Annotated in this window: 23 protein-coding genes and 1 pseudogene; 9 read left to right on the forward strand and 15 right to left on the reverse strand. The window is 70.9% G+C overall.

The genetic code is table 11. The features are described 5' to 3' along the window. Nucleotides 1-6: 6 nt before the first annotated feature. From trxA to AC5L3C_RS06355, 7 genes are read right to left on the reverse strand one after another with little or no spacing between them, the layout of a single operon-like run. Nucleotides 7-465 (reverse strand): thioredoxin, encoded by a 459-nt coding sequence (trxA, locus tag AC5L3C_RS06325; RefSeq protein ID WP_125503150.1) that lies wholly within the window; start codon nucleotides 463-465, stop codon nucleotides 7-9. Next, a complete protein-coding gene (gene clpB, locus AC5L3C_RS06330; protein WP_493647489.1) occupies nucleotides 462-3,101 on the reverse strand; it encodes an ATP-dependent chaperone ClpB in 2,640 nt (879 codons plus the stop codon). The genes trxA and clpB overlap by 4 nt, the downstream gene beginning before the upstream one ends. Next, on the reverse strand, nucleotides 3,092-3,499 hold the full coding sequence (locus AC5L3C_RS06335) for a chaperone modulator CbpM (protein ID WP_125503154.1): 408 nt from the start codon (nucleotides 3,497-3,499) through the stop codon (nucleotides 3,092-3,094). The genes clpB and AC5L3C_RS06335 overlap by 10 nt, the downstream gene beginning before the upstream one ends. Then, complete coding sequence (locus tag AC5L3C_RS06340) at nucleotides 3,499-4,446, reverse strand: DnaJ C-terminal domain-containing protein (RefSeq protein WP_125503156.1); 948 nt, start codon at nucleotides 4,444-4,446, stop codon at nucleotides 3,499-3,501. Before AC5L3C_RS06340 ends, AC5L3C_RS06335 begins: the two co-directional genes overlap by 1 nt. 6 nt (nucleotides 4,447-4,452) lie before the next feature. Then, nucleotides 4,453-5,070, reverse strand: coding sequence for a nucleotide exchange factor GrpE (locus tag AC5L3C_RS06345; protein ID WP_125503158.1), 618 nt, complete (start codon nucleotides 5,068-5,070; stop codon nucleotides 4,453-4,455). 9 nt (nucleotides 5,071-5,079) lie between these two features. Continuing rightward, nucleotides 5,080-6,984 (reverse strand): molecular chaperone DnaK, encoded by a 1,905-nt coding sequence (gene dnaK / locus AC5L3C_RS06350; RefSeq protein ID WP_125503160.1) that lies wholly within the window; start codon nucleotides 6,982-6,984, stop codon nucleotides 5,080-5,082. Between the two features lie 51 nt (nucleotides 6,985-7,035). After that, on the reverse strand, nucleotides 7,036-7,524 hold the full coding sequence (locus tag AC5L3C_RS06355) for a YflT domain-containing protein (protein WP_493647491.1): 489 nt from the start codon (nucleotides 7,522-7,524) through the stop codon (nucleotides 7,036-7,038). Nucleotides 7,525-7,746: 222 nt separating this feature from the next. On the opposite strand from AC5L3C_RS06355, the gene AC5L3C_RS06360 reads away from it, so the two are divergent. Then, on the forward strand, nucleotides 7,747-9,519 hold the full coding sequence (locus AC5L3C_RS06360; protein WP_493647493.1) for a PucR family transcriptional regulator: 1,773 nt from the start codon (nucleotides 7,747-7,749) through the stop codon (nucleotides 9,517-9,519). Nucleotides 9,520-9,887: 368 nt separating this feature from the next. Here AC5L3C_RS06360 and AC5L3C_RS06365 read toward each other — a convergent pair whose 3' ends face one another. Beyond that, on the reverse strand, nucleotides 9,888-10,460 hold the full coding sequence (locus AC5L3C_RS06365) for a TetR/AcrR family transcriptional regulator (protein WP_125503166.1): 573 nt from the start codon (nucleotides 10,458-10,460) through the stop codon (nucleotides 9,888-9,890). 76 nt (nucleotides 10,461-10,536) lie between these two features. Between AC5L3C_RS06365 and AC5L3C_RS06370 the strand changes: the two genes are divergently transcribed. Then, nucleotides 10,537-11,232, forward strand: coding sequence for an alpha/beta fold hydrolase (locus tag AC5L3C_RS06370; RefSeq protein WP_125503168.1), 696 nt, complete (start codon nucleotides 10,537-10,539; stop codon nucleotides 11,230-11,232). Nucleotides 11,233-11,344: 112 nt separating this feature from the next. On the opposite strand, the gene AC5L3C_RS06375 is transcribed toward AC5L3C_RS06370, so the two are convergent. Genes AC5L3C_RS06375 through AC5L3C_RS06385 form a run of 3 tightly spaced genes read right to left on the reverse strand, consistent with a single transcriptional unit; the run spans nucleotide 11,345 to nucleotide 13,954 of the window. Further along, nucleotides 11,345-12,244 (reverse strand): enoyl-CoA hydratase, encoded by a 900-nt coding sequence (locus AC5L3C_RS06375; RefSeq protein ID WP_493647495.1) that lies wholly within the window; start codon nucleotides 12,242-12,244, stop codon nucleotides 11,345-11,347. 1 nt (nucleotide 12,245) lies between these two features. Further along, nucleotides 12,246-12,896: an FMN reductase gene (gene msuE, locus AC5L3C_RS06380; RefSeq protein ID WP_493647497.1), complete on the reverse strand. Its 651-nt coding sequence runs from the start codon at nucleotides 12,894-12,896 to the stop codon at nucleotides 12,246-12,248. Beyond that, complete coding sequence (locus AC5L3C_RS06385; protein WP_493647499.1) at nucleotides 12,893-13,954, reverse strand: LLM class flavin-dependent oxidoreductase; 1,062 nt, start codon at nucleotides 13,952-13,954, stop codon at nucleotides 12,893-12,895. Before AC5L3C_RS06385 ends, msuE begins: the two co-directional genes overlap by 4 nt. 211 nt (nucleotides 13,955-14,165) lie before the next feature. On the opposite strand from AC5L3C_RS06385, the gene AC5L3C_RS06390 reads away from it, so the two are divergent. Continuing rightward, nucleotides 14,166-14,636, forward strand: a complete 471-nt coding sequence (locus AC5L3C_RS06390; RefSeq protein ID WP_493647501.1) for a MarR family winged helix-turn-helix transcriptional regulator — start codon at nucleotides 14,166-14,168, stop codon at nucleotides 14,634-14,636. Nucleotides 14,637-14,824: 188 nt separating this feature from the next. Here the strand turns inward: AC5L3C_RS06390 and AC5L3C_RS06395 are convergent, their stop codons facing one another. Further along, on the reverse strand, nucleotides 14,825-15,595 hold the full coding sequence (locus AC5L3C_RS06395; RefSeq protein WP_493647502.1) for a TetR/AcrR family transcriptional regulator: 771 nt from the start codon (nucleotides 15,593-15,595) through the stop codon (nucleotides 14,825-14,827). 243 nt (nucleotides 15,596-15,838) lie between these two features. On the opposite strand from AC5L3C_RS06395, the gene AC5L3C_RS06400 reads away from it, so the two are divergent. The 5 genes and pseudogenes from AC5L3C_RS06400 to AC5L3C_RS06420 all read left to right on the forward strand — a co-directional run bounded on the left by AC5L3C_RS06400 (nucleotide 15,839) and on the right by AC5L3C_RS06420 (nucleotide 20,869). Then, nucleotides 15,839-16,474 (forward strand): (2Fe-2S)-binding protein, encoded by a 636-nt coding sequence (locus AC5L3C_RS06400; protein ID WP_493647504.1) that lies wholly within the window; start codon nucleotides 15,839-15,841, stop codon nucleotides 16,472-16,474. Further along, nucleotides 16,471-17,454, forward strand: coding sequence for an FAD binding domain-containing protein (locus tag AC5L3C_RS06405; protein ID WP_493647506.1), 984 nt, complete (start codon nucleotides 16,471-16,473; stop codon nucleotides 17,452-17,454). The genes AC5L3C_RS06400 and AC5L3C_RS06405 overlap by 4 nt, the downstream gene beginning before the upstream one ends. Beyond that, a complete protein-coding gene (locus AC5L3C_RS06410) occupies nucleotides 17,451-19,661 on the forward strand; it encodes a xanthine dehydrogenase family protein molybdopterin-binding subunit (RefSeq protein ID WP_493647508.1) in 2,211 nt (736 codons plus the stop codon). Before AC5L3C_RS06405 ends, AC5L3C_RS06410 begins: the two co-directional genes overlap by 4 nt. Before the next feature lie 173 nt (nucleotides 19,662-19,834). After that, nucleotides 19,835-19,912: pseudogene (locus AC5L3C_RS06415) on the forward strand (hypothetical protein); the annotation flags it as partial. A 342-nt stretch (nucleotides 19,913-20,254) separates the two neighbouring features. Next, the gene (locus AC5L3C_RS06420; protein ID WP_125503179.1) at nucleotides 20,255-20,869 is read left to right on the forward strand and encodes a hypothetical protein; all 615 of its coding nucleotides are present in this window, start codon (nucleotides 20,255-20,257) and stop codon (nucleotides 20,867-20,869) included. A 28-nt stretch (nucleotides 20,870-20,897) separates the two neighbouring features. Here the strand turns inward: AC5L3C_RS06420 and AC5L3C_RS06425 are convergent, their stop codons facing one another. Continuing rightward, nucleotides 20,898-21,707: a helix-turn-helix domain-containing protein gene (locus AC5L3C_RS06425; protein ID WP_125503181.1), complete on the reverse strand. Its 810-nt coding sequence runs from the start codon at nucleotides 21,705-21,707 to the stop codon at nucleotides 20,898-20,900. Between the two features lie 110 nt (nucleotides 21,708-21,817). Between AC5L3C_RS06425 and AC5L3C_RS06430 the strand changes: the two genes are divergently transcribed. Then, nucleotides 21,818-22,672, forward strand: a complete 855-nt coding sequence (locus tag AC5L3C_RS06430) for an oxidoreductase (protein ID WP_125503183.1) — start codon at nucleotides 21,818-21,820, stop codon at nucleotides 22,670-22,672. Between the two features lie 149 nt (nucleotides 22,673-22,821). On the opposite strand, the gene AC5L3C_RS06435 is transcribed toward AC5L3C_RS06430, so the two are convergent. Then, nucleotides 22,822-25,431: a DUF7824 domain-containing protein gene (locus AC5L3C_RS06435; RefSeq protein WP_125503185.1), complete on the reverse strand. Its 2,610-nt coding sequence runs from the start codon at nucleotides 25,429-25,431 to the stop codon at nucleotides 22,822-22,824. After that, the gene (locus AC5L3C_RS06440; RefSeq protein WP_493647511.1) at nucleotides 25,431-26,843 is read right to left on the reverse strand and encodes an SWIM zinc finger family protein; all 1,413 of its coding nucleotides are present in this window, start codon (nucleotides 26,841-26,843) and stop codon (nucleotides 25,431-25,433) included. The genes AC5L3C_RS06435 and AC5L3C_RS06440 overlap by 1 nt, the downstream gene beginning before the upstream one ends. Nucleotides 26,844-26,933 lie beyond the last annotated feature (90 nt).

The raw sequence follows: 26,933 nt of genomic DNA on the forward strand, positions 1-26,933 counted from the left end.
GGCTGATCATCCTTTCCCGGCCGGTTCGCGTCCCGCGATCGACTGCTCCACCCACCGCTGCAGGGCAGGGGCAGGTGCGGCACCCGCCTGCCGGGCGATAGTCCGTCCTCTGTCGAGGACCAACAGCGTCGGTACCGCCTGGACCTCGAACCGCTGCGCCAGCCGCGGGTTCTTGTCGATGTCGACCTTGACCAGCTTGATCTTTCCCGCGAGATCGGCGGCGACCTTCTCCAGCGCCGGGCTCACCATGCGGCAGGGGCCGCACCAGGTGGCCCACAGGTCGACGACGACGGGCACGGTGGCCTGCTCGACGACCTCGGTGAAGTCGTCGTCGCCGGCGTCGGCCATCCACGGCAGCGGCTGCTTGCAGTTGGCGCACCTGGGGCGGCCCTCGGCGGCCACGGGTACCCGGTTGGTGCGCCCGCAGTGCGGGCAGGTGACGTGGGTGGCCTGCACGGTACTCATGCCGTCCTCGCTCCCTGCACGTCCTCGGGCCGGTCGTAGGTGACGACCAGCTCTCCGTGCTCGGCGTCGACGCGGACCTTCGCGCCGTCCTGGACGTCGCCGCGCAGCAGGGCGCGCCCGACCAGCGTCTCGACCTCGTGGGAGATGTAGCGCCGCAGCGGGCGGGCCCCGTACACCGGGTCGTAGCCCTGGTGGGCGATCAGCTCTCGGGCTGCCCGGGTGAGTTCAACGGTGATGCGGCGCTCGGCGAGGCGGTGGCGCAGCTCGTCGAACTGCAACTCCACGATCCGCTCGATCTGCCGCTCACCGAGCGGCTTGAACAGCACGATGTCGTCGACGCGGTTGAGGAACTCCGGGCGGAAGTGCCCGCGCAGTTCGCCCATCACCAGGGCGCGGGCGTCCGGCTTGATCTCGCCCTCCGCGGTGGCGCCGTCGAGGAGGTGCTCGGAGCCGATGTTGGACGTCATGATGATCACGGTGTTGCGGAAGTCGACCGTGCGGCCCTGGGCGTCGGTGATGCGGCCGTCGTCGAGGATCTGCAGCAGGGTGTTGAAGACATCGGTGTGCGCCTTCTCGATCTCATCGAACAGCACGACCGAGTACGGCTTGCGGCGTACGGCCTCGGTGAGCTGACCGCCCTCCTCGTAGCCGACGTACCCGGGCGGGGCTCCCATCAGCCGGCTGACGGTGTGCCGCTCCTGGTACTCGCTCATGTCGAGGCGGACCATGTTCTCCTCGGAGTCGAACAGAGCCCGGGCGAGGGTCTTGGCCAGCTCGGTCTTCCCGACGCCGGTGGGACCGAGGAAGATGAACGATCCGATGGGGCGGCGAGGGTCGCGGATGCCGGAGCGGGCGCGGATGATGGCGTCGGCGACGAGCTGAACGGCCTCGTCCTGGCCGATGACGCGCTCGCGCAGGATCTCGTCGAGGCGCAGCAGCTTCTCACGCTCGCCCTCTTGGAGGCGGGCGACGAGGATGCCGGTCCAGGCGGCGACGATCTCGGCGATCTCCTCCTCGGTGACGACCTCACGCAGCAGCCGGTTCTCCCCTTGCTTCGCGGCCAGTTGCTCCTCCTCTGCGGCGAGCCGGCGCTCCAGATCCTGGAGGCGGCCGTAGCGGAGTTCGGCGGCGCGGTTGAGGTCGTAGGCGCGTTCTGCCTCCTCCGCCTCGTGGCGGACCTGCTCCAGTTCCTGGCGCAGTTCCTGCACGCGGCGGATCGCCTGCCGTTCGGCCTTCCACTGGGCTTGCTTGGCGTCGGCCTCGCCGCGCAGGTCGGCCAGTTCCCTGCGCAGCTCCTCCAGGCGGGATTTGCTCGCGGGGTCGGTCTCCTTGGAGAGGGCGGCCTCCTCGATCTCCAGGCGGGTGACGCGGCGGGTGATCTCGTCGAGTTCGGCGGGCATCGAGTCGATCTCGGTACGCAGCCGGGCGCACGCTTCGTCGACGAGGTCGATGGCCTTGTCGGGCAGGAACCGATCGGTGATGTAGCGGTGGCTGAGGGTGGCCGCGGATACCAGCGCGGTGTCCTGGATCTTCACGCCGTGGAAGATCTCCAGGCGTTCGCGCAGTCCGCGCAGGATGGAGACGGTGTCCTCCACGCTCGGTTCGTCGACCAGGACCTGCTGGAAGCGGCGTTCGAGGGCGGCGTCCTTCTCGATGTGCTTGCGGTACTCGTCGAGGGTGGTGGCACCGATCATGTGGAGTTCGCCGCGGGCGAGCATCGGTTTGAGCATGTTGCCCGCGTCCATGGCTCCTTCGGCGGCGCCCGCGCCTACGACGGTGTGGAGTTCGTCGACGAAGAGCAGGATGTGCCCCTGGGCTGCCTTCACCTCGGACAGCACCGCCTTGAGGCGTTCCTCGAACTCGCCCCGGTACTTCGCCCCGGCCACCAGGGAACCCATGTCGAGTGCGAACACCGTCTTGTCGCGCAGACCCTCGGGGACGTCGCCGCGGACGATGCGCTGGGCCAGGCCTTCGACGATGGCGGTCTTGCCGACGCCGGGATCGCCGATGAGGACCGGGTTGTTCTTGGACTTGCGGCTGAGGATCTGGGTGACGCGGCGGATCTCGGCGTCCCGGCCGATGACCGGGTCGAGTTTGCCGTCCCTGGCCTCGGCGACCAGGTCGCGGCCGTACTTCTCCAGCGCCTCGTAGGCCACTTCGGGGTTTGCCGAGGTCACGCGCTGGTTGCCGCGGACCTGGGTCAGCGCGCTCAGGAACGAGTCCCGGGTGATGCCGTGCTCCTTGAGCAGCCGTCCGGCGGCGGTGGACGAGCCCTCCTCGGCCAGGGCCAGCAGAAGGTGTTCCACGGACACGTACTCGTCCTTGAGGCGCTTGGCCTCCCGCTCGGCCGCATCCAGCAGCCGCGACAGGCGCTGGGTGACGAACACCTGGCCCGGCGCCGCACCCGGGCCGGTCACCTTGGGCCGGCGGGAAAGCTCCTCACGCACAGCCGCACGGAGCTCCCCGGACTCCCTGCCCGCCTGTTGCAGCAGCCGCGGGATCAGGCCGTCCTCCTGGTCGAGGAGCGCGAGCAGCAGATGCTCACCGTCGACCTCCGTCTGGCTCATGCGGACGGCGGCGGTCTGCGCCTCCTGGAGGGCTTCCTGTGACTTCTGGGTGAGACGGTTCATGTCCATGGGGGTGAGTCACTCCTCCTGCCGCGGTCGCGCAGTGCGGCTTCGAGCAGGCTGATGCGGTCGAGCAGGTCGAGCACCAGACCGATGGATGCGTAGTTGAGGCAGAGTCCGGAGCGCAGCCGCTGGACGCGGGCGAGCACCGCCGGGGCCGCGGGGTCGAACACGAGGTGCCCCGCGGCGTCGCGTTCGGCGTCGACCAGGCCGAGGGCGACGAACCGGCGGACCAGGTCGGGGTGGAGGCCCGAGCGGCGGGCCACGGTGTCCAGGGAAAGCCTGGGCACGGGGACGAGCGCGTACCGCACGGCCGTGGACCCGGCGCTCGTCCGTACGGGGCGCCCGCCCGCGTCGGCCCGGGCGGCCTGACCGCCGGTCGCCGCACATGAGGGTCGCTCGCTCATCACGTCCTCCTGGGGTCGTACGAAGAGGTGGCGGCGAGCTCCTCGAACAACTCGCGCTCCCGGTCGCCGAGGGCGGGCGGCACCATGACGCGGAGTTCGGCGTACAGGTCACCGTTCGCGCCGCGCGGGTTCGGCATGCCCTCGCCGCGCAGCCGCAACCGACGGCCGCTGGAGGAGCCCGCGGGCACCGTGACCTTGGCCGTGCCGCCGCCGGGGGTGGGCACCGGCACGGTCGCCCCCAGGGCCGCCTCCCAGGGGGTGACGGGGACCTGTACGTGGACGTCGCGGCCGTCCAGCCGGAACCGGGGGTGGGGCTGGATGCGCACCCGTAGGTACAGGTCACCCGCGGGTGCGTCACCACTGCCCCGGCCGCCCTCGCCCGCGAGCCGGATGCGCTGCCCGTCGGTGACGCCGGGCGGTACGTCGACCTCGTACCGTCGCGGCTGCCCCGCGGGGCCGGCGAGCGTGACGGTGCGGCGGCCGCCCCGATATGCCTCCTCGACGGTGAGCGGCAGCTCGGCCTCCTGGTCGGCCCCCGGTACACCGCCGGGCGCGGCGCCTGCTCCGAAGAGCGAGCCGAGCAGGTCCTCGATGTTGACGCCCCCCGCTGCGAAGTCGTCGCCGAAGCCGGTGTACCGGACGCGGGGACCGCCCGCTCCAGCGGTCCTCCGAGCGCGGAAGCCGCCGCGCGCTCCGGCCGCGACCCGTTCGTCGAAGTCCTCCGGGATCTTGCGGAAGTCGTCTCCGAAGCGGTCGTAACGGGCGCGGGTCTTGGGGTCCGACAGGACGCTGTATGCCTCGTTGAGGTCCTTGAAGCGTTCCTCCGCCCCCGGGTCCGTGTTGACGTCGGGGTGGTACTTGCGGGCGAGTTTGCGATATGCCTGCTGGATCTCGTCCTGGCTCGCGGTCCGTGACACGCCCAGCACCTCGTAGAAGTCCTGTGCCATGACCGGTCACTCCCGCTTCGCCACAGTCACGGCGGCGGGCCTGAGCTGGCGTTCGCCGTCTCCGTATCCCGGGCGCAGCACCTCGACGACCGTGCCCGGTGGGGTGTCGGGGTCCTGGACGACGCCGACCACTTCGTGCCGGGCCGGGTCGAAGGCGACGCCGGTCTCCGCATGCCGTGGGTAGCCGAGCAGTTCGAGGACGTTCACCGCCTGGTCGCGGACCGCCCGGACGCCCTCCACGATCGCGTCGGGGTCGGATCCCGCATGCGTCAGGGCGAGTTCGAGGTTGTCCAGCACGGGAAGGAAGGCGGCGGCCGTGCGGGACCGCTCGACCGTCCGCTCCCGCTCCATTTCCCTGGTATGGCGCTTGCGGAGGTTGTCGAGGTCGGCGAGCGCGCGCCGCCAGCGGTCCTCGAGTTCCCTGAGCTCGGCCGTGTGCTGGTCCTCGTACGGTGCCGGACCCCCGGCCGCGTCGGGGCCGGGTTCCTCGTCGGTGTCGGACCCCGGCCCGGTCGGCGGGCTCGAGCGCGGAAGATCCCCTCGGGGAGGGCGTACGGCGCCCTCCGGAGCCGGGTCGGCGGGGTCCGGCACGGCCGGGTCGGATTCCCTGGGGTGGATCGGCATGGCGGTTCCCTAGTCCTTGTCGAACTCGGCGTCGATGACGTCGTCGTCACCGCCACTCGGGCCGCCACCGGTCGCGCCGTCACCGGTGGTGTTCTGGTCGGTACCGCCCGTGGTGGCGCCGGCCTGATGCGCCGTCAGCCCCGCCAGCACCTGCTGGAGTTCGGAGGTCAGGGGGCGCACCCGCTCCACGCCTGCCTCCTCCTTGACCGCCGCCCGGGCGTCCGACACCAGCATCTCGGCGCGCGACTTCTCGTGCGCGGGTGCGGCGTCGCCCAGCTCGGCGAGGCGCTTTTCGACCTGGTAGGCGATGGCGTCGAGTTCGTTGCGGGCGTCGACGGCCTCGCGCAGGGCCTTGTCCTGGCCCTGGTTGCGCTCGGCCTCCTGAACCATGCGTTCGACTTCGCCACGGTCGAGGTTGGAGCTCTCGGTGATGGTGATGCCCTGTTCCTTGCCGGTGTCCCGGTCTCGGGCCTTGACGTTGAGAATGCCGTTGGCGTCGATGTCGAAAGTGACCTCGATCTGCGGTTCGCCGCGCGGCGCCGGGCGGATGTCGGTGAGCTGGAAGCGGCCGAGCACCCGGTTGTCGGCGGCCCGTTCACGCTCGCCCTGCAGGACGACGATGTCGACGGCGGGCTGGTTGTCCTCAGCGGTGGAGAAGGTCTCGGTGCGGCGTACGGGGATGGTGGTGTTCCGTTCGATGATCTTCGTCATCACGCCGCCGCGTGTCTCGACACCCAAGGACAGGGGTGTGACGTCGAGCAGCAGGACGTCCTTGACCTCGCCCTTGAGCACCCCGGCCTGGATAGCGGCACCCAGGGCCACGACCTCGTCGGGGTTGACGCTCATGTTGGGTTCCTTGCCGCCGGTCAGCCGGCGCACCAGGGACTGGACGGCGGGGATGCGGGTGGAGCCGCCGACGAGGATCACCTCGTCGATGTCGCTCTCGCCGACCTTGGCGTCGGCCAGGGCCTGCTGGACCGGTTCCAGGCACCGCTCCACCAGGTCACTGGTGATCTGATCGAACGTGGACCGCATGACCGAGTCGGTGAGGTGCTTGGGCCCCGAGGCATCGGCCGTGATGAACGGCAGGCTGACCTGCGTCTGCGTCACCGAACTCAGCTCGGTCTTGGCCTTCTCCGCCGCCTCGAACAGGCGCTGCAGGGCCTGCGGGTCCTTGCGCAGATCGATGCCGTTCTCCTTCTGGAAGTCGTCCGCGAGGTAATCCACCAGACGCCGGTCGAAGTCGTCACCGCCCAGATGACTGTCGCCTGCCGTGGAACGCACCTCCACTACGCCGTCGCCCACGTCGAGGATGCTCACATCGAACGTGCCGCCGCCGAGGTCGAAGACCAGCACCGTCTCGTGCTGCTTCTTGTCCATGCCGTACGCCAGCGCGGCCGCGGTCGGCTCGTTGATGATCCGCAGCACCTCCAGTCCCGCGATCCGCCCGGCGTCCTTGGTGGCGGTGCGCTGGGCGTCATTGAAGTAGGCGGGCACGGTGATGACCGCCTCCGTGACCCGTTCCCCGAGCTGCTTGGAGGCGTCGTCGGCGAGTTTGCGCAGTACCTGGGCACTGATCTCCTCGGGCGCGTGGAGCTTGTCGCGCACCTTGAAGCGGGCGACGCCGCCCGGGCCCTCGACGACGTCGTACGCCACCGCCCTGGCCTCGTCCGGGATCTCGTCGAAGTGCCGGCCGATGAACCGCTTGGCCGAGTAGATGGTGCCCTTGGGGTTGAGGATCGCCTGGCGTCGGGCCAGCTGGCCCACCAGCCGTTCCCCGGTGTCGGTGAAGGCCACCACGGACGGTGTCGTACGGTTGCCCTCGGTGTTGGGCACGACGGAGGCTTCGCCGCCCTCCCACACGGCGATCACCGAGTTCGTGGTGCCCAGGTCGATGCCCACTGCCTTGGCCATGAGGAACTCCTTCTGTGCGGCGGCAAGCGCCGGCACTGCGGATCCGATCGTTCAGGTACGGGCGGGACGTCCACCGGCACCGGCGGTCCGCAACCCGCCGAGCAGCCGTACCGCCTCGTCGGCGACCGCTTCGTCCACGACGACGTCATACCGGCTGGGCTGCATCGAGCGGACGGATGCGAAGTCCCGTCGGCCGCCCTGCAGGGCGTACAGCAGCAGGCCGAACAGCGCGCCCACAATCGCTCCGAAAATCAGGCCGTAAAGGGCGACGAGCAGGGTGGATACGAGCGGGTCCACCCAGTCGACCAAGCCGAAGAGCCAGCCGATCAACGCTCCTGGAAGGGCCCCGCTCGCCGCTCCGTACATGGCGGCCCTGCCATAGTCCATACGGCCGACGACCTGCTCGACGAGGCGGACGTCCTGGCCGATGATGGCCACCCTCTCCACGGGAAACCCCTGGTCCGAGAGGTGGTCGACAGCGCTTTCGGCATCCTCGTACGTCTCGTACGTGGCAACGGCCCTACGAGGCTGCTCGCTCATCGCCCAGTCCTTCCTGCCGGTGGCCACGGCGGCCCCCGACACGCCCCAGACTCGCGAACCGATCAGCTCTGCGCCTGCATCCGGCAGGTCAAAGAACAACGGAGTTCGTCCCCCTGCGAGCACGAAGGGGACACTCCAGATATTTCGGGTATTTTGGGTCCGGGGGATGTAGAGGAAGAGGCGTTGTCACCTCTCCGGGGACTCAGGGCAGGGAGGAATCCCATGGCCGGTTTCAGGGGCCGGAGCGTGTACCGACGCCGTCCCGACCGGGAAGGTGGCCTTCCACCGGGCCGCCTGGGACAGCACCCCACGATCTCGCGGCGAGGATCTCGCCGCCCCCTTTCCGCCTTGGCATGCCACAAGTTGCTGGCAGCCTCTCAGGCCCTGTTCGACACTCGCGATGAAAGCGACATCCTGCGCCTGGCCATGGATTACGTGTCGGCCGTCGGCCCGTACAGAGCCGAGGCCGGATACCTGAGGGTGCACGGCCATATGGTCCCCGGCCCGCAGGTCGGGCAGGGGAATGCGTCAGCCGTGGACCGGACGGTGCGAGAGCTGACAGGGCGGGACGTCCCCGTCACCGTTCCCGGCCGGTCCAGGGGGCGTGCCCTGGCCCTGCAGGGACCCGGTGGACTGCACGGCTACCTTGTGGTGACGTCTCGCTCGCGGCCTACCGACGCCCAGCACTTCCTGCTCGCCACGCTCGTACGCCTCACCGCCGCGGCCCTGTCGGTCGCCGTCGCGCACCACCGCCGGCGAGAAGACGCCCTGGAGTTGCACCGACTGCGACGGGAACGGGCAGGCTTCCAACAGCGGCTGATCACTCTCGTGGTCGAGCTGGGATATCAACGGGCCGTGCACGAAACCTTCGCCGAGGTCGCTGCCTCGGGCGGCGGCGAGGAGGCCGTCACCAGCGCACTGCATGGGCTCATCGGATTTCCCGTGCTGGTGGAGGACCGCTTCGGCCGACTACGGTCCTGGACCGGTCCCGGCCGGCCCGACCCCTATCCGGATCCGGACCCCGCACGCCATGAGGAGATGCTCCAGGGGATCGCCCGGAGAGACGGACCCGTGCGCATCAACGACAGGCTGCTCTCCCTGATACGCCCCCGCGGTGAGATCCTCGGAGTACTGGCCCTGGTCGATCCGGAGGGCGACGCCGACGAGTACACCGTGTGCGCGCTGAAGCACGCCGCCACGTCACTCGCCGTGGAACTGTCGCATCTGCGCCATCTGGCGGAGGCCGAGCTGCGGCTACGCCGCGAACTGGTCGACGATCTCCTGGGGGGCACGGACGAGGCAAGCGCCTACGCCCGGTCCGAGGCGTTCGGACACGACCTGCACCGCATCCAGTACGTGGTCGTCGTGCAGTGGAGGAACCGGGCCGCGGACGACGCTTTCGCGCGGACCGTGGGCCGTGCGGCGTCGGCCGTGGGCATGCCGTCGCTGGTGACTCGGCGTTCCGACCACGTGGTCCTGGTCGCCGAGGGCAGCCCCCACGACCACGCCTTGTACGAGACGCTCGCCCGGGAGACCGGAACACCGGACGGGACGATCGGGGTGAGCGCCCGCTGTGACACCCCGGACGGTATCCCCGGCCACTACCAGGAAGCACTGCGCGCTCTGGAGGTACGCCGCCGGTCCCGGAGGCGATACGGCACGACGTTCTTCGACGATCTGGGCCTCTACCGCATCCTGGGGCCCGGAAACGAATACCAGGAGCTGGAGGCGTTCGTTCGGGAATGGCTCGGCCCCCTCGTCGACTACGACGGCCGGCACCGTACAGCGCTCGTGGAGACCCTGTCCCGGTACTTCGACTGCGGTGGCAACTACGCCGAGACCGCCGAATCCCTGGCGATCCACCGCAGCACGCTGCGCTACCGGCTCCAGCGCATCCGTGAGATAAGCGGCCATGACCTCACGAGTGTGGAGGACCGCCTCAACCTGCAGGTCGCGACCCGGGTGTGGAAGATCATGCTGGGCGGACCGGGTTAAGAGGCCCACGCACCGCGGGGCCGGCTCCACTTTCCCGATCGCCATGGGAGCAGGCATCCCCTCCGCCGAATCGGCTCGTCAGGTATCACCAGACGGTCTTCAGCGGCTCGAAGGCGCCCTTGCCGCCCGGCGCCGCTTCGACCGAGCGGGACTCGTCGGACATGGCCACGGGCAGGGCAGCGACGGTGGCCACACCGCAGGGTGGCCCCGCCGTCCTGCAGATCGGTGGCGGCCGAAGGCGTCCGGTGTGCACGCTGGTGCCAGAGGCATCCCCGTTCATCCTGCGGCCGGCCGAGCATCAGCCGCAGGGCCTGGTGGAGGTCCGCCCCGTCGCAGACTCGGGTTTCACCCTGCTGGAGGCGCTACGTCTAGGTGGTGGAGCGGCCGTCGCCGGGCAGGTGCTCGACTGCGGCGAGGAAGTCGCGGAAGGCCCGGTCGGTGCGCGTGGTGTCGGCGGTGGCGTCGAGGTCCATGAGGAGACCACGTATGACGGCGAGGACCAGCGTCGCCAGCTCCGGCCGGCCGATGCTGCGCAGGCCCTCCTCGAGCGGTCCGAGCCAGTCGGTCGTGGCGACGCGTCGGAAGTCGGGCCACAACCGTTGCGTTGCGTCCTCGCGCAGCTGGCCGAACATCCGCAGGTACGGCCGCCCGTCCGGGCCCGTGATCGAGGTCCAGGCGCGATCCAGGGTGGTGGTGTAGGGCTCGTCGGGTCGCACCCGCAGGAGGTCGCCGAAGGTGTCGAGCTGGCGTTGGCGTGCGTGCCTGAGGACGGCCCGCAACAGGGCGTCGCGGGTGCCGAAGTGATAGATCAGCATGCGGGCCGAGGTGCCGGTGGCGGTGGTCAGCGGCCCGAGCCGGTCGGGGAGGCCGTGCTCGAGGGCGTAATCGGTGCAGGCGTCGAGCAGCCGGTGCTTGATGTCTGGCTGCGGCCGTCTACCCATATCGAACACATTTTCACGTAACAGTCGCTACGTCTACCGTTGGTCGAAGGCGGTCGAGGCGGACGTGGAGGTAGCGATGAGGGTCGTGTTCGTGCATGGGGCGTGCGTGCGGGACGGGGCGTGGTGGTGGCACCGCACCGCCGGGCTGCTGCGGGAGCGAGGGGTGCGGAGCGTGGCCCCCGCGCTGCCGAGCTGCGGCGAGGCGGGCCTGCCCGCGGGCGCCGGCGGCCCGGGGCTGTCCGAGGACGTCGCGGCGGTGCGGCAGACGCTGCGGGACAGCGACGAGCCGACCGTCGTGGTCGCCCACAGCTACGGCGGCATCGTCACCGCGGAAGCCGCCGCGGGCGTCAGGTCCGTACGCCACCTGGTGCTGGTCTCCAGCTATCTGCCCGAGGCCGGGCAGAGCCTGTCGGATTTCGGGGACGGTGGCCCCGCACCGTTCCTCGACGTCGACCCCGACGCCGGCACCTTCGGGGTCCGCCCCGAGCTGCTCGTGGACACATTCCTGCAGGACTGCGACCACGAGATCCAGGCGCGGGCGGCGGACCACCTCGCCCGGCAGAGCGTGCGGGTGACCGGGCAGCCCGTCGGGGCGGCCGCATGGCAGCAGGTGCCCTCGACCTACCTCGTCTGCGCCCAGGACCGGGGCACCCCTGCGCGCCTGCAGCACGAGTTCGCCCGCCGGGCCGACCGCGTCGTCGAACTCGACGCCGGCCACCACCCCTTCCTGTCCCGGCCCGCCGAGGTCGGGGACCTGCTGCTGAGCCTGTGACGGCATCCGCGGACGGGCCGGGACCGTCTCTTCCCCGCAGCGGGGCTGAAGCAGTCGAACACGAGGACGCGGTCCGTACGGTGCGCGCGCGGCCGGGGCGAGTGGCGCGGTGTCAGGAGTCGTCTTCCGAGTCCTCCCATTCCTTCGGCAGGTCCCAGATGTCGGCGACCAGTGGGAAGCCGGCGGGGTCGATGTAGGAGCCGTCGTGCGCGATCCGGTTGTGGGCGTGGCCGAGGGTGTGCAGTCCGAAGGCTGCCTGCAACGCGTTCCACTGGCCCTGTATCTCCAGGGTCTGGTTCACAGCCTTCTTGGCCATCTTCAGGCCGGCGGTGGGACGGGTCGCGATCCGCTCGGCGAGGGCCAGCGTGGCCGATTCCAGGTCGGCCCGGGGGACGACCCTGCTGACCATGCCCAGCTCCTTGGCTTCCGGTGCCGTGAGGATGTTCCCGGTGAACAGCAACTCCTTCGCACGCCGGGGACCGAACTCCCACGGGTGCATGAACAACTCGACCGCACTGATGCCGAACGCCGTGACCGGATCGGCGAATTGAGCATCATCGCTGGCCACGATGAGGTCAGTGGGCCACATGAGCATCATGCCGCCGGCGAACACTCGCCCCTGAACCGCCGAAAGGGCCGGCTTGGGGAAGTTGCGCCAGCGCCAGTGCAGTTGCAGGAAGACCTCGTTCTCCCAGGCCATGTCGCCCTCGACACCACCGAGGTTCAAGCCGCCCTCCAGCGTCACCTGGTTCATCCCGTCGGTGCTGAACAGCGAGTCGACGTCGTGCCCGAGCGAGAAGTCATCGCCCTCCGCGGCGAGCACGAACACGGAGATCGAGTCGTCCGCCGCGGCACGCCGGTACGCGGCATCGAGTTCGTAGAAGAGGTGGACATCCGCCAGGTTGCCGGCCTCGGACCGGGTGAGCGTCGCCCGGGCCACCCGCTCAACAGGTACGTCGTAGGTCACGCGCTCGCCGAGCTTCACCGGCTGAGGCACAGGGTTGTGCGTCATTTCAGCCTTCTTTCACGATGTCGTGGGTGCCCGCCTCCGTGTCGTGCGTCCTCGCCCGGGAGCCCGTAGCCCGCGACTTGAGGAGGTCCACCACGTCGGCGAGTCCGACCTCGATGCGTCCGTGGACGCGGGGGTTGAGCAGAGTCGTACCGTCGAAGTCACCGGACGAGGCGTAGAACGCCACCGGGATAGTCAACGCCTGGAAGAAGCCGAACAGCGGCCGCAGCGCGTGTTCCAGGACGAGCGCGTGATGGTCGCCCCCGCCCGTCGCGGCGAGGAGGACGGGCTTGTTCGCGAGCGCGTACTGGTCGATCAGGTCGAAGAAGTGCTTGAACAGGCCGGGGTAGGAGCCGCGGTAGACCGGAGCGGCCGCGATGAGCAGATCGGCTTCCTCGACGAGGCGGAGCGTTGCCCGCACCTCCTCCGGAGCCTCGTCGCGCTCGACCGTGCCGGTGAATGCCGCGCCCAGGTGATACACATCGATCTGGGACGTCTCGACCGGAAGCACCTCACCGAGTGTGTCGAGGATCACGCGGACGAGCCCCATGGTCCTGGACGGCCGGCTGGGGCTGCCGTTGACGACCACGACGCGCAGCGCCGGGCCGGTGGTGCGGGTGGCACCCGTTGTCTCGCTGCCAAGCAGTGTGGTCATGACACAGCCCCTTCTCGGGTCGCGGTCTCCCGGCGCACGACAGGTGCGACCTCGGTGCCGAGCAGCTCTATCGCCTCCAGGTGTTCCTTCTGCGGCATCCCGCCGAAGCCCATCTGGATGATGGCGCGGTTCAGGCCGTACACCTCGTGGTAGGTGAGGAGCTTGTCGATCATTTCCTGCGGGCTGCCGACCAGCAGCCCTGCCGCCGGTGACGACTGCGCGTCGAACACGGCTCGGGAGAGGGGGAAACCGGCTCCGCGCTGGTGGTTGTTCTCCATCATGCCGTTGGCGAAATAGGGATACATGGTGTCCCGCGCGCCCTGGCTGGTACGTCCGACATACCCGTGCGCGTTGATGCTGATCGGCAGCGCGGTCACGTCGTGACCTGCTTCCGCTGCGGCCATCCGGTACAGGTCGGCGGTCTCCCTGTGGGAGACCAGCGGGCCGAGCAGCAGCGCCATCGCCATCGGCAGGCCGAGCCGGCCGGTGCTGATGGCCGATGCGGGCGATCTGCCGACACCGACCCAGACCGGGATGGTGTCGCCGTCGGCGCGCGGTGCGATGTCCGCGTCCACCAGGGGAGCGCGGAAGCGGCCCTGCCAGGTCAGAGGGTTCTGCCCGCGTATCTTGAGCAGGAGGTCGAGCTTCTCGCGGAAGAGGTCCGCGTAGTCCTTGAGGTCGTAGCCGAACAGCGGGAAGGACTCGGTGTAGGAGCCGCGTCCGGCGATGATCTCGGCACGCCCGGCGGACAGCAGGTCAATGGTGGCGAACTGTTCCCAGACGCGCACCGGGTCTTCGGAACTGAGCACGGTGACCGAACTCGTGAGCCTGATGTTCTCGGTCTTCGCCGCGGCGGCTGCCAGCAGGACGGCCGGCGCCGATCCGACGAAGTCGGTGCGGTGGTGCTCGCCGACGCCGAACACGTCCAGCCCGACCTGGTCGGCCACCTGCGCCTGCTCGATGGTCTCGCGGACGCGCTGTCGCGGGGACGGGAGGACGCCGGTGGCCGGGTCCTTCGTGACCTCGACAAAGGTCATGACCCCGATCTCGAACGACATGGGGAGGTTCCTCTCTTTGCGGTCGGTGGCGCCCGGCGCCGCCGGCAGGGGGTTCGTCCACACTCAGTAACCTGCCTGCGCAGATAATTATTCCATTGCGTGCCGGACCCTTGGTCCGCGTCGGTGGCGTCGGTCCGACGCCCAGGTCAGTGCGTGCGCAGGCAGGAACTTCGCTTGGTTCCCGAGCCGTGCTCCCGCTACCGTGCTGCTCATGGCGAGCGACAAGCTGAGCGAGCTTGAATACGCGGCGTGGCAGGGGTTCCTGCTCACCCATGATCGAATCTGGCGCGCGATCGAGGCCGGGCTCGCTCCGCTGAACGTGAGCATGGCCGAGTACGGCGTACTGGCGCTGCTCGGCGAGGCCGGTCGCAAGGGGATGCGGATGTCGGACCTCGCCCAGCGAAGTCTGATGACCAGCGGCGGGTTCACGCGGCTCGCCGACCGGCTCGAGCGTCGCGGACTGATCGAGCGGCGGCGGTCGGCCGATGACGGCCGCGGTTTCGAGGCTGTCCTGACCCGGGAGGGAAAGACGCTGTTGCGCAAGGCGTGGCGCCAGCAGTACGGCGATCTGCGCACCCTCTTCTTCGACCGGCTCACCGACGAGGACCTGCGCAACCTCACCGAGGTCTGGACACGGCTCGACCCGGCAGCCGGTACGGAACACGATGAGGGCTCCGCATAGCCGTCCGGGAACGCCGGCTCGGAGGATCCGCTCGGACGGTTCGCGCCGGCCCCTCGTGAGCCGCTGTGGCCCGGGGGCGCCGGGATGCCCGTCCACGGCCGCCGCGCCTCGTCACACGCCGCACCAGGCGGCGGTGACAGCTGCCCCGTCCGTGGAGGACGACGGCAGCGGACCTCGGCCGCGCCGTCTCAGCTGCCGAACTCCGTGGCGGAGTCGTTCTCCGCACCGTCCGCGGCCGCGGTGGCGAGCCGCGTGAGCAGCTCGCCCAGCAGCGCGTACTCCCCCGGCGTGAAGGGCTGCTCCCCGTCGTCGAGCAGGGCCTTGAGGGCGACGGCGTGCCGGGCGCGGCGCGCGGCGCGTGTGCCCTCGGCCGGGCCGTCGTCGGGGTCGGTGACGAGTGCCCCGAACACGGCCTCGCGTGTGCGCTCCGCAAGGCCCTCGTGGTCGGCGAGCCGGCCCGCGGCGTCGGCTTTGATCAGCGTGAGCGTGACCCCGACACCCGCGGCGTGGATCATCGCCGCCGCCTCCTCGACCCCCGTCCGCAGCCTGCCGGCCTCGGCGACCCGGGTGACGAGCCGCAGGAGCAGGCTGCCGGCCTCGCTGTTCACCTTGGTCTCCGCGCCCGGACGCGGGTCGGTGTTGAGCAGCCGGTAGAGAGCCGGGTTGGCGAGCCCGAAGGACACATGCATCGACCAGCCGCGCCGCAGCTGGTCGACGGGGTCACCGGTGGTGAGGTTGTCCTGCTTGGCGGCCAGGTAGGACGCGTATCCCCGGCGGGCCACTTCGTCGAGCAGTCCCTGCATGTCTCCGAAGTGCCGGTAGATCGTCTGCGCCTGGACGTTCGCGGCCGCGCTGACCGCGCGGGTCGAGACCGCCTCACGTCCTCCGCTCGCGAGCAGGTTTGCCGCCGCCTGGAGGATGCGCTCGCGCGGGTGGGCTGTCGTGTCGGAGGCCGTCATGCGATCGATGATAACACTTGACCCACATCGCTGTGATGTTATCGTCGATGTAGCAAGTTTGTCATCGGTGATGCATCACGGGTGGTCCGCGTGCTTTTCAGGTCGCGCCACCGCATCCCCTTCCCCCGCGCAGGAGCACAGCTCCCCCCTGTCCAAGCCCTGATCACCGAGCCGCACCGAGCCGCACCGAGCCGAGGAACGCAGACCCTTTCCGTCCCACTTCCCGCCAGGAGACACAGACGTATGCCGGACACCGACGATCACGACCACACAGCCGAGGAACACAGCCGCCGCACCGTGCTCAAGGCGGGTGCCGTCGGCGCCGTCGCCGTCGCCGCCTCGGGCGGCATGGAGAGCATCGCGGCAGGCAGCCCCGCCGACGTGCGGAGCGCACCGCCGGCCCAGGCCCCGACGGCCGACATCACACTCCGCGTCAACGGCGTGGAGCGCTCCCTCACGGTCGAGTCCCGGGTCACCCTGCTGGACGCGCTGCGTGAGCGTGTCGGGCTGACGGGGACGAAGAAGGGCTGCGACCGCGGTGAGTGCGGCGCCTGCACCGTCCTCGTCGAGGGCGAGCGGGTGAAATCGTGCATGGCCCTCGCCGTCATGGAGGACGGGCGGGAGATCACCACGGTCGAGGGCCTGGCCCGTGGGGACGAACTGCACCCCGTACAGGCGGCCTTCATCCGACGGGACGCCTTCCAGTGCGGGTTCTGCACATCGGGGCAGATCATGTCGGCCGTCGCCTGCATCCAGGAGGGCCACGCCGGATCGGACGCCGAAGTCCGTGAGTGGATGAGCGGCAACCTGTGCCGGTGCGGCTGTTATCCGAACATCGTCGACGCGGTGCGCGACGCGGCGAAGGGACACAGGAAGTGAAACTCTTCGACTACACACGCGTCTCGCGTGCCTCCGACGCCGTCGACCTGGTCGCGGGACGTCCCGGTGGCACGTTCATCGGCGGCGGGACCGAACTGACGAATCTGATGAAGGACGGCGTCCTCGCCCCGGACCTCGTGGTGGACGTCAGCCGGCTGGACCTGTCGGACATACGGGTGAGCAGGGGCCGGCTGCACATCGGGGCCACGGCCCGGATGGGGGACGTCGCCGATCATCCGGTGGTCCGCGAGCGGTTCCCCGTCGTCTCCGAGGCCCTGCTGGCCTCCGCGTCCCCCCAGGTGCGCAACAGGGCCACCATCGGCGGGAACCTCATGCAGCGGACCCGCTGCTGGTACTACCGGGACCCCGGCAGTGCCTGCAACAAGCGTGAGCCCGGCAGCGGCTGCCCGGCCCTCGACGGGCAGAACCGATGGCACGCGATCCACGGCGGCAGCGATCACTGCATCGCCGTCCACCTGTCGGACCTGGCCGTCTCGCTGACCGCCCTGGACGCCACGGTGGCCGTCCTCGGACCGGACGGCCACCGCTCCGTCCCCTTCGGGGACTTCTACCGCCTGCCCGGTTCCACCCCGGACAAGGAGAACGCGCTGCGGCACGGTGAGCTCATCACCGGTGTCGAGATCCCGCAAAGCCCCCTTGCGGCCGGCTCGCGCTACCTCAAGCTGCGCGACCGTGCCTCGTTCGAGTTCGCCGTGGTCTCCGTGGCCGCCGCCCTCACGCGGGAACGGGGACGGGTCGGCGATGTGCGGCTCGCCTTCGGCGGCATCGCGCCCAGGCCGTGGCGTTCACCCGAGGCCGAGGACGCCCTGCGCGGGCGCCGTCTGACCCGGACCACCATCGCCGCGGCCGGCCGGGCCCTCGTCGAGGGCGCCCGGCCCCGCGAACACAACGCGTTCAAGGTCGAGCTGGTGCAGCGTGCCCTGGCCGACGTTCTCCAGGACCTGGGAGGCCTGAAATGAGCCCGATCGTCGGCAGCCCTCTCGCCCGGATCGACGGGCGCGCCAAGGTCACCGGCGCGGCCACCTACACCGCGGACACCGAGGTCCGCGGGGCGCTGCACGGCTTCCTCGCGCTGAGCACCGTTGCCGGCGGGCGCATCACCGGCATCGACGTGCGGGACGCCGAGCGTTCACCCGGGGTGGTCGCCGTCTTCACCCACCGGAACATGCCCGAGCTGGTGGTCCCCACGGGGCAGGGGACGGCCTACTGGAAACGGGTCATTCCCCTTCAGAACGCGGACATCCACCACAGCGGCCAGCCCGTGGCCTACCTCGTGGCGGAGAGCGCGGAGCAGGCCCGGCACGCGGCCTCACTCGTCAAGGTCACCTACGATGCCCGTACCCCCCGGGCCGGCCTGACCGAAGCCATGGACGAGGCCTATGTCCCCGAGCCGGGGCTGAAGGGTCCCAACGACATCACCCGGGGTGATCCCGGGGCGGGCCTGGCGCAGGCCGACGTACGCATCGACGTCAGCTACACCACACCCATGCACCACCACAACGCCCTGGAGCCGTCGGCGACGACCGCGGTCTGGGACGACGGGAAGCTGACGGTGTACGAGACCGCGCAGGGCATCAACGCCACCAAGGCCACCCTGGCCGAGGCGCTCGAGGTGCCCCCCGCCGACGTGCGGGTGATCTCCCGGTTCCTGGGCGGGGGCTTCGGAGCGAAGGGCCCGGTGTGGCCGCACACCCTCATCACCGCCGCCATCGCCCGCGAGCTGGGACGCCCGGTCAAACTGGTGCTCTCGCGCGCACACACCTACACCTCCCACGGCCACCGCCCCGAGACCCACCAGCGCCTCCGGATCGGAGCCAAGCGGGACGGAACCCTCACCGCCATCGAGCACGTCACCACATCCCAGGTCAGCCGTACCGAGGATCTGCTGTTCAACACCAGCGAGCCGACCCGCATGCTGTACGCCTGCCCCAACCTGCGGGTGACGCAGCGGGCCGTGCAGCTCGACCTGCCCGCCCCGAGCATGATGCGGTCACCGGAGGTCGTCGCCTCCCACGGCCTGGAAACGGCGCTCGACGAACTGAGCTACGAACTCGGTATGGACCCCATCGAGCTGCGGCTGCGCAACTACACCGCGGACAACCCCGACGCCGACGGCGCCCCCTTCGGCAGCAAGCACCTGAAGGAGTGCTACCGCCGGGGCGCGGACGCGTTCGGCTGGAACAAACGTGATCCACGCCCGCGGTCGATGCGCGACGGCGACACCCTGATCGGCTGGGGCATGGCGACCGCCGCGCACACGGCCGGCGGACGGCCCGGAGCCGGCGCCCGCGTGTTGATCTCCGCCGAGGGGAAGGCCACGGTCCAGGTCGCCACCCACGACATCGGCACCGGCACCTACACCGTGATGTCGCAAGTGGCCGCACAGAGCCTGGGCCTGGACCTCGCGCACGTACGCTTCGAACTCGGGGACTCGGACTACCCGTTCGCCTTCGTCTCCGCCGCGTCCGCCACGGTTCCCGGTGTCGGCGCCGCCGTCAACCGAGCCTGCACCGCGGCCCGCCGGACCCTGATCGACATCACCGTCGCCGACCCCCGCTCCCCCCTGCACGGCATCCCGGCCGACCGGATCGCCGTCGAGGACGGGACCCTCTACGACACCGACCGGCGGGCGCGCCGTGACACCGTCCGCGCGGTCGTCGCCCGACACGGGGAACCCGTCGAGGCCACCACCGAACCGGTCTTCATCCCCCCGGGTTACTCCACCGGGGCGTGCTTCGCCGAAGTCCGCGTCGACCCCGGCCTCGGACAGGTCCGCGTCACCCGCATGCACGGGTTCTTCGACGCCGGCCGGGTGTTCAACCGCAGGACCCTGCGCAGTCAGGGGATCGGCGGCGCGGTCTGGGCCGTCGGCTTCACCCTGTCCGAGCACACCCTGGTCGACCGGCGCCTGGGGCGGATCGTCAACCCCAATCTGTCGGGCTACCTGGTACCGGTCAACGCCGACATCCCCGAGGTACACATGGGCTTCGTGGACAAGCCCGACCCGGCCAACCCCGACTCCCTCGGCGCGCGGGGCTTCGGCGAGACCCCGATGACGGGAATGACCGCCGCCATCGGCAACGCCGTCTACCACGCCACCGGGCGCCGGATCCGCGACCTGCCCATCACCCAGGACAAGATCATCGGAGCGGCGGAGGACCGGTGAACGACCTGTGGGAGCAGCTCCACCGCTGGTGGGAGGCCGGCACACCGTGCGGACTCGCGACGGTCGTATCGGCGTACGGCTCGGCTCCCCCCGGCGGCCCGGGGCACTCATGATCTGACGGCGTCCCGGTGCTCGAACGCTTCGACGGGCCCCCGCTGCGGGCCGCGCTGGAGATGGACCTCGCCTACGTCGGTGCCCTGGGCTCACGCCGAACGGCCGGGCAGCGCAGGGTGTCGCTGCGGGCCGCGACGGTGCGGGACGACCGGCCGGCACGGCTCTGTTCCCCCGCGGGGCCCGACCTGGGGAGGCGGTGCCGGCCCGGCGGAGACGGCTGTGTCGATCGCCTCCGGGACACTCCTGCGCCGCCACGCCGGGACGGGCCGGCGGCTCGCGGAGACCGAGGGGGCCATCCACCGGATGTCACCGACGCCGGAGGCCTGACGGCTCGCGGCACGCCGAGCGGCGTGCCGTCGGCCGCGGACCGCCCCGACAGCAGCGCCGTGCCGGCTCCGTGGGTGCGGCGCCGTAGACACAGCCCGTTCGCAGTCCCGTCGGCGGCCGGCCGACGTCCACGCCCCACGAGGAGTCCTGCCGTGCGCGCCCTTCGTCTTCTCTTCGTCGCCCTGCTGCTGCCGGCGTGCGTCTTCACCCTGGCGGTCCTGTTCGACCCGGCCCAGCGGCCCGCCCCCGCCACCGCCGTGCTCACCGCGGTGGTGGTCCTGCCGCTGTGGTACACCGCCGGGTTCCTCACCCTCGTGTCCGGCCTGGCCGCCGGCCGCCGACGGCGCACGGAGGCCGCCCTGTTCTGCGTCGTGCTGGCGGTTCCCGCGCTGGCCGTGGCAGGGGGGTGGCGGGCCCTGCACGCGTGGCATCCCGGACCTGTCCCGCTGGACGGCTTCCGCACACTGTCGTTCCTGCTCACCGGCGGGGCCCTGGCGTGGTGCTGTGCGCTCTTCGCCACGGCGGCCGGCCCGCCCGGCCGGGTGCCGAGTCCCGCGGCGGTCTTCTTCATACCGCTGTGGCTGGGCATCTGCCTGGTCAACGCCGTCCTCGGTGTGCGGGAGGGGTACGCGGTGGCAGAGGAAGCCGCGCTGGCCCTCGTCAATGTCCTTCCCCCCGCGGTGCTTTCGGTGCTCGCGGGGCATTCGTCTCACCGCCGCGCGCCGGACGGCCGGTCTTCACGGTCCCGCCGTCGAGAGGATCGGTGACGGCCCGCTCGAACGGGGCCTGCCCCTGTCATGCGGCGAGGCCGCGCAGGGCTTCGTCGTCCGAGGTGCCGGGCCCCGGGAAGTACACGTACAGCACCTGCCCCTCCGGCCCGGCGAGGGCGAAGGTCTCAAAGCTGAGACGGAGGACACCGATGTCCTCGACGGCGATCCGCTTCTCACCCACGACGCGTTCCTGCACGTCGTGGGAGTCCCACAGCGCGCGAAACGCCTCGCTGCGCTCGCGCATCCCCGTCACGAAGGCGTCGAGTTCCGCGTGGTGCGCGACCGCGGTGGCACGCAGACCCGTGACCGCTTGCAGAGCGATCTCGTCCCAGTCGGGGTAGACCTTCGGTGCCCGGGGGTCGAGGAAGGTGAACTCGATCAGGTTGGCCCCCGGAGTCCATGCCGGGTTGACCCTGGCAGCGAGCTCGGTGGCGGCCAGCACATCGCGGCGGGGGGAGACGACGAACGCGGGCAGGTCGGACCAGCGCTCCAACAGGTGCAGCACCCCCCGCCGCACGGTGCGGGCGGGCTGGGCCTCCTGGCCGGCCGGGCCCGGCGTCGGCACCGCCAGCGACCACAGATAGGCCCGCTCGGTGTCGTCCAGGCGCAGTGCACGGGCGAGTGCTTCGAGGATCTCGTGGGAGGGGCGGCGGTCGCGGCCCTGCTCGAGCCGGGTGTAGTACGACGGGCTGAGCCCGGCGAGCAGCGCGAGTTCCTCGCGGCGCAGCCCCTTGACCCTTCGCCGCCGCGTGTCGACGACGCCCGCGGAGGCCGGGTCCGCCTTCTCCCTGCGGGAGCGCAGGAAGGAGCCGAGCCGGTTGTCGTCAGGTGCCATGTGTGCAGATTAGCCTCTGCTCGCGGGGTCCTGCCGCTCGTGCGTGGCCCTGCGAGAGCCACCCTCAAGGGGGCGTGGCACATGAGCCGGCGGTCTGGTGGCATGAAGGCATGTCGAACGAAGTGAATGCGTCCCCGGTGTGGCTGATCACCGGATGCTCCAGCGGTCTGGGCCGTGCCCTGGCCGAGCACGCCCTCGAGCGGGGTGACCGGGTGGCCGTGACCGCCCGCAACCCGGCATCGGTCACCGATCTGGCCGCCAAGTACGGCGAACGCGCGCTGGCTCTCCGGCTGGACGTGACCGATCCCGGGTCGGTCACCGCTGCCGTGCAGGCGTGCGAGGCGGCGTTCGGGCGTATCGACGTCCTGGTCAACAACGCGGGATACGGTTACCTGGCCGCTGTGGAAGAGGGTGAGGACGCCGCGGTCCGTGCCCTGTACGACACCAACGTGCACGGCGTCGTGACGGTCCTCAAGGCCGTGCTTCCCGGCATGCGGGCACGCCGCTCGGGACGCGTCGTCAACGTCTCCTCCTTCGGCGGCCTGGCGGCGTTCGCCGCGACGGGTTACTACCACGCCACGAAGTTCGCGCTGGAGGGTCTGTCCGAGTCGCTGGCCGCGGAACTCGCCCCGCTCGGCATCTCCGTGACCATCGCGGAACCCGGCGGCCTGCGCACCCAGTGGGCGGGAACGTCGATGCAGCAGTCCCCGACGCGCATGGAGGACTACGAGCAGACCGCGGGCAAGCGCCGTGACGCCACGCTGGGCGTGTCCGGCCGCCAGCCCGGTGACCCGGTACGGGCCGCCGCGGCCATCGCCACGGCCGTGGACGCCGGCACCCCGCCGCTGCGACTGCTGCTCGGCTCCGACGCGCTCGCCGGAGCACGCGCCCGTCTGGACCGGCTGCGCCACGAGATCGACGCCAACGAGGCACTGACCAGGAGCGCGGACCTGGCGAGCGCCTGAAGCGCGCCGGCCCCCTTGTGGTGGCGTAGTCGGCACATACCAGGTGCACACCGAGCCCGGCGGCTTTCACCCGCCGGGCTCGGCTCACGACATCGGCACTCCACCGGACCTGCGGCGACGCCGTGCGGGCCGGGCCCCACGGCATGAGCTCAGCGCAGGACGTCTCGCAGCAGCCTGGCGTGCTTCACCGTCTGGCTCGATCCGGTGCGCGCGGCCACCGCCTCGACCTCGGGAATCACGCCCTTGGCCGCGCAGCGCGAAGCGCACTCGACCGCGACGGCGAGGAACGCCCCGGCATCCCGGACCGGTGTGCCGCGCAGCAGCGCGGGCAGGGCGGCCTCGAGTACGGACCAGACCGTGGCGTACGCGCCGGTCCGGGCCGCCGCGCGCAGTCCGTCGACGACTCGCCTCGGTGAGCTCCGTCCATCGCGTATCAACGCCTGCAACTGACCCGCGAGCAGCCGGCCGTCCAGCTGTCCCCGGGCGGCGAGCACGAGCAGGGCGTCCACCGCGGCATCACGGTCGTCGTCCATGTTCCGGGCGATCTGCCAGTGCAGTGCGTATCCCGCCGGCCCGCCCGCCTCGGCCAGCCGCGCGAGCATGCGGGCGTTCACCGAGTCCTTGGCACGTGCGGCCACCTCGTCGCGGTGGTGTGGCAGTTGAGCCACCCAATACGGCGCGGCGTATGTGTCGTAGAGGATGTAGCCGCCGGTGCGGGACGCGTCACCATCGTATGTGCCGAACACGGCCGCGGCGACCGGCGGAAGGCGGAGGTCCTGGCGCGATCCGGGGACCGCGGGCTCCCACATTCCGGGCGGGGCGTCGGCCGGATCGGCGGCCGGCCATGTGTCCGGAGTCGAGTCCTGGTGGGGCAGACCGGCCTCGTTCAGCCAGCGCGCCAGCCGCCGACCGGCGTCCGACCGCAGGTCACCGGCGGCGCGGCGCACCTGCTCATCCTCTGTGGGGGTCACCCGCAACAAGGCCTGCGCCAGATCGACCGGTGCCGGTTCGGCCTGCATACGTTCCAGCTCGGCGATGCGCTCCACCAGTTCGCCCGCGTCCACCGCGCCGGTGACGTGGGTCGGCAGAGCCAGCAGGAAGGGCTGGGTGCCGGACTCGATCACCTGGAGGGCCTCCCTCAGGCGCGCCATGAGCAACTTGCCGGGCGGGGAGACGGCCTCGCCGTGGCTGATCCGGCGGTAGGGGCGACCGTACAGGGTCCTCGGCTCGTCACCGCGCATGGCCGCCGCCACGTCGTACAGATCGCTCTGCCCGCAGTCGCGATGTACGCCCGGTTGCCTGCGCATGACCGGTTCGAGCGCCCGGCACAGCGCCGCACGGTCGAGTCGGGCTTGGCGGACCAGCCCGTCCAGCCCGCGTTCGAACGCCATCACGTCGTCGTCCGTGAGGACCACCGCCAGTTCCTGGGCCACCTCGACGGCGGTCTCGACGGGGCCCGGTGCCGGCCGGTGCGGGGGCAGCGAGGGGAGGGTCTCGGGCTCTGCGACGCGCTCCGTGCGCGTGTCGTCCTCTGTGCCGAGCAGCTCCGCGGCGCGTGCGGACAGTCCCGGTCCGAGCGACGCGGCAGCCGTCCGGAGTTCCGCCCGCACCTGGCCGTCCGTGTTCTTCAGATGGCGGGCGACGAGCTTGAGGGCGCGCTCCTGCACGGACATGTCCGGGTGGCCGAAGGCGAGTGCCGCGTCGGTCAGTAGCCGGCTCGTGCGCGTCGGCTCCCGCCGTGCCACCAGGTCGAGCCAGGAGAGCTGCGCGCGTACCAGTTTCTTCTCGGGGCGCAGGAGGACGCGTTCGCTTGCCTCGCTCAGCACGTCCTCCTCCAGCAGCCCGGCCTCGTCCAGTTCGCGCAGGACCTCCTGTCCGTAGGACGCCACCGGGGACGACAGGTCGAGCATGGCCACGTGGTCCCGGAGGAAGGGGGCGTTTTCGGCCGGGGTCAGGGCCAGAGCCCGCAGGAACGTCATGACCGGGTTGAGCGTCTTGGGGGTGCCGTCCTGGAGAAGACGTGCGAGCAGCTTCGCGGCCAGGGCAGTGCGTTCGGGCGCGGTTCGGGCGTGCTCGTCGGCAGTGAGGGGGACGGCCTGCCAGTAGTGGATGGCGGCGGCCGGATGCTGGTCGGCCACGATCGCGAAGACGCGGCGGACGAGCGCGGCACGGTCCACGACCCCCTCGGCGGCGAAGGTGCACAGCACGGACAGTACTGTGCTGGTGAGGGACGACTGTTCCATGGCCAGGGGGAGGAGCCTGGGAGTCAGCGGGTCCGCGCGCAGCTGGTCCAGGAGACCGTCCGCCGGGCCGTAGGAGTGCTTGCTCAGCCAGCCTTGGACGAAGTAGTCGGATTCCGGCATCGGGCAGCCGGTGGTGCGGACGATGTGGTCGACGACGAGGTGGAGGCGTTGTGAACCGCTGCGCTTGCGCACCTCCTCGTCGAGCCGCGCCACGAGTTCGGTCCGCCATGCGACGGGGAACAGGTCGACGACGTCGATCATCCAGTCGTCGTGCGGGGGTCCGTAGCGATAGCCCGAGTGGAGGTAGCGGGCTGCGGCGTCCGGGGTCACCTGGCAGCCCAACCGTGCGCCGGCCAGGGCCACGAACTGTTCGTCGGTGAGTTCCCTCCAGCCGGAGAGGCCCATCTCCTCGTAGCGGGCGTTCAGTTCCGGCAAGTGGGCCGCGCGCTGCTCCGCGCCGAGTTCGCCCAGTGCCCGGAGCACGCCCGGGACGTCACCTGCCTCTACGAGTGCCATCAACTCCACCGCGCCGACTCCTTCTCCGTGTTCCGGACCATGCGGGTGGCGAGTACGTGTTTGCACGGACCGCGACCACCGCGGTACTTCGCCCACCACAAGCAGGTGCAGCTCATGCGTTCGCCGTCCTCGATGCGGACCAGGTAGGCGTGCTCACCCTTCCCCACCCACGCCAGTGCGCCGTCGATGCGGATCGCGCCCTGTGCGACCAGGGCCTTGGCTCCGCGCAGCCGCGGATTGCGGATGTCGGCGGCGCCCGCGGCGTAGGGCAGGTGCCGGTGGTAGTGCGCCTCTTCCGCGAGGTCGTAGCCGATCTGCCCGGACGTCCCCAGCATCGTCAGGGCCGCGCGGACCCGTCCGGGCCGGAGGCCGGACTGCGCGGACAGGTCGGCCACGTCGATCTTCGGCTCCCAGGCCAGCAGTTCCGCCACTTGGTCCGCGTCCCGGGCCACCGGTCCGCCGGCGAGGTCGTCGAGCACGCCCCCCTCGCCGGAGAAGCCGCGCGAGGCATGCGAGGAGAGCAGGAGCGTCAGCCGCATGCCGGGCAGCGAGGCCTCCCACGCGACGGGCGCGGCCGGGTCCTGCCGGCTCCGGCTCCACTCGTCATGACTCCGCTCCGGGTCCGGGGCGTACACCCGCACCGTCGACGCGTGGCGCAGTACCTGCTGGAGACTTCGCAGTCGCTCGCAGCCGGGCAGGCACACGGCACCGGGCGACGGCCTGGACGCCGGGCGCAGGGTGCGGCCCGAGGGAACCACCCAGCGTGTGGTGTGCGCGCCGGACCGCTGGGTGGGCCGCGGCAACGACCGCAGGACGGCGGCCGCCTCCGCGGCGGGTATCTCGGCGCGCGGGACGAGGCCGGCCGCGATCACCTGGGCCTCGGCGAAGCCGCGCAGCCAGCGCTCCGGCAGCGGGACCTTCTTCTCCACGAACCGGCCGTCGAAGGTGGTGGCTTCCAGACCGTCCGGTCCCACCCGCAGGTGCAACGGGTCCAGGCCGCCGATCCTGGCGAGTGCCAGTCGCAGTGGCGGGTTGATGTCGACGTTGGTGGTGCCGTGGCCGACGTCGTCACCGTCCAGGCCGGGGGCCAGGACGTCGAGGCGCGCGTGGACTCCGCAGCAGGCGGAGAAGGACTCCAGCCGCAAACGGTCGCCGCCGGCCGTGATGACCGGGTCGAGAAAGGCTGACGGCCGCGGCCGGTAGTAGCGGCTGGCGGCGACGTCGGCGACCGCGAGCAGCGCTGTCGCCGCGGCGGCCGGCGCGGTCAGGAACCCGTCGAAGAACCGCGGATTCGCCGCTTCGCCGACCGGGGTGGCACCGCCGGATGTTTCCAGAACGAGGCAGCGTCCGGTCGGAGTGGTGCGCACGACGGACTCGTGCATGTAGGCATAGGACTGGGTCGTTGAACTCACATGCGAAGGCTAGGGGCCGGCACCGACACCGGCCCTCCTCACCGAACTCCACGAACGCGGCTGCGCCGTCGGCCCCGGTGGAGCGTGGTC

Source organism: Streptomyces speibonae, assembly GCF_984686075.1.

What these genes read in the sequence shown, in the direction of transcription:
- AC5L3C_RS06410 (WP_493647508.1), top strand. Translation starts at nt 17,451, where the DNA reads ATGAGCCCGATCGTCGGCAGCCCTCTCGCCCGGATCGACGGGCGCGCC.
- AC5L3C_RS06425 (WP_125503181.1), bottom strand. Translation starts at nt 21,707, where the DNA reads ATGGCACCTGACGACAACCGGCTCGGCTCCTTCCTGCGCTCCCGCAGG.
- AC5L3C_RS06365 (WP_125503166.1), bottom strand. Translation starts at nt 10,460, where the DNA reads ATGGGTAGACGGCCGCAGCCAGACATCAAGCACCGGCTGCTCGACGCC.
- AC5L3C_RS06400 (WP_493647504.1), top strand. Translation starts at nt 15,839, where the DNA reads ATGCCGGACACCGACGATCACGACCACACAGCCGAGGAACACAGCCGC.
- AC5L3C_RS06340 (WP_125503156.1), bottom strand. Translation starts at nt 4,446, where the DNA reads ATGGCACAGGACTTCTACGAGGTGCTGGGCGTGTCACGGACCGCGAGC.
- AC5L3C_RS06390 (WP_493647501.1), top strand. Translation starts at nt 14,166, where the DNA reads ATGGCGAGCGACAAGCTGAGCGAGCTTGAATACGCGGCGTGGCAGGGG.
- AC5L3C_RS06345 (WP_125503158.1), bottom strand. Translation starts at nt 5,070, where the DNA reads ATGCCGATCCACCCCAGGGAATCCGACCCGGCCGTGCCGGACCCCGCC.
- AC5L3C_RS06430 (WP_125503183.1), top strand. Translation starts at nt 21,818, where the DNA reads ATGTCGAACGAAGTGAATGCGTCCCCGGTGTGGCTGATCACCGGATGC.
- AC5L3C_RS06355 (WP_493647491.1), bottom strand. Translation starts at nt 7,524, where the DNA reads ATGAGCGAGCAGCCTCGTAGGGCCGTTGCCACGTACGAGACGTACGAG.
- clpB (WP_493647489.1), bottom strand. Translation starts at nt 3,101, where the DNA reads ATGGACATGAACCGTCTCACCCAGAAGTCACAGGAAGCCCTCCAGGAG.
- AC5L3C_RS06375 (WP_493647495.1), bottom strand. Translation starts at nt 12,244, where the DNA reads ATGACGCACAACCCTGTGCCTCAGCCGGTGAAGCTCGGCGAGCGCGTG.
- trxA (WP_125503150.1), bottom strand. Translation starts at nt 465, where the DNA reads ATGAGTACCGTGCAGGCCACCCACGTCACCTGCCCGCACTGCGGGCGC.
- AC5L3C_RS06360 (WP_493647493.1), top strand. Translation starts at nt 7,747, where the DNA reads ATGGCCGGTTTCAGGGGCCGGAGCGTGTACCGACGCCGTCCCGACCGG.
- AC5L3C_RS06370 (WP_125503168.1), top strand. Translation starts at nt 10,537, where the DNA reads ATGAGGGTCGTGTTCGTGCATGGGGCGTGCGTGCGGGACGGGGCGTGG.
- AC5L3C_RS06435 (WP_125503185.1), bottom strand. Translation starts at nt 25,431, where the DNA reads ATGGCACTCGTAGAGGCAGGTGACGTCCCGGGCGTGCTCCGGGCACTG.
- AC5L3C_RS06385 (WP_493647499.1), bottom strand. Translation starts at nt 13,954, where the DNA reads ATGTCGTTCGAGATCGGGGTCATGACCTTTGTCGAGGTCACGAAGGAC.
- msuE (WP_493647497.1), bottom strand. Translation starts at nt 12,896, where the DNA reads ATGACCACACTGCTTGGCAGCGAGACAACGGGTGCCACCCGCACCACC.
- AC5L3C_RS06335 (WP_125503154.1), bottom strand. Translation starts at nt 3,499, where the DNA reads ATGAGCGAGCGACCCTCATGTGCGGCGACCGGCGGTCAGGCCGCCCGG.
- AC5L3C_RS06395 (WP_493647502.1), bottom strand. Translation starts at nt 15,595, where the DNA reads ATGACGGCCTCCGACACGACAGCCCACCCGCGCGAGCGCATCCTCCAG.
- dnaK (WP_125503160.1), bottom strand. Translation starts at nt 6,984, where the DNA reads ATGGCCAAGGCAGTGGGCATCGACCTGGGCACCACGAACTCGGTGATC.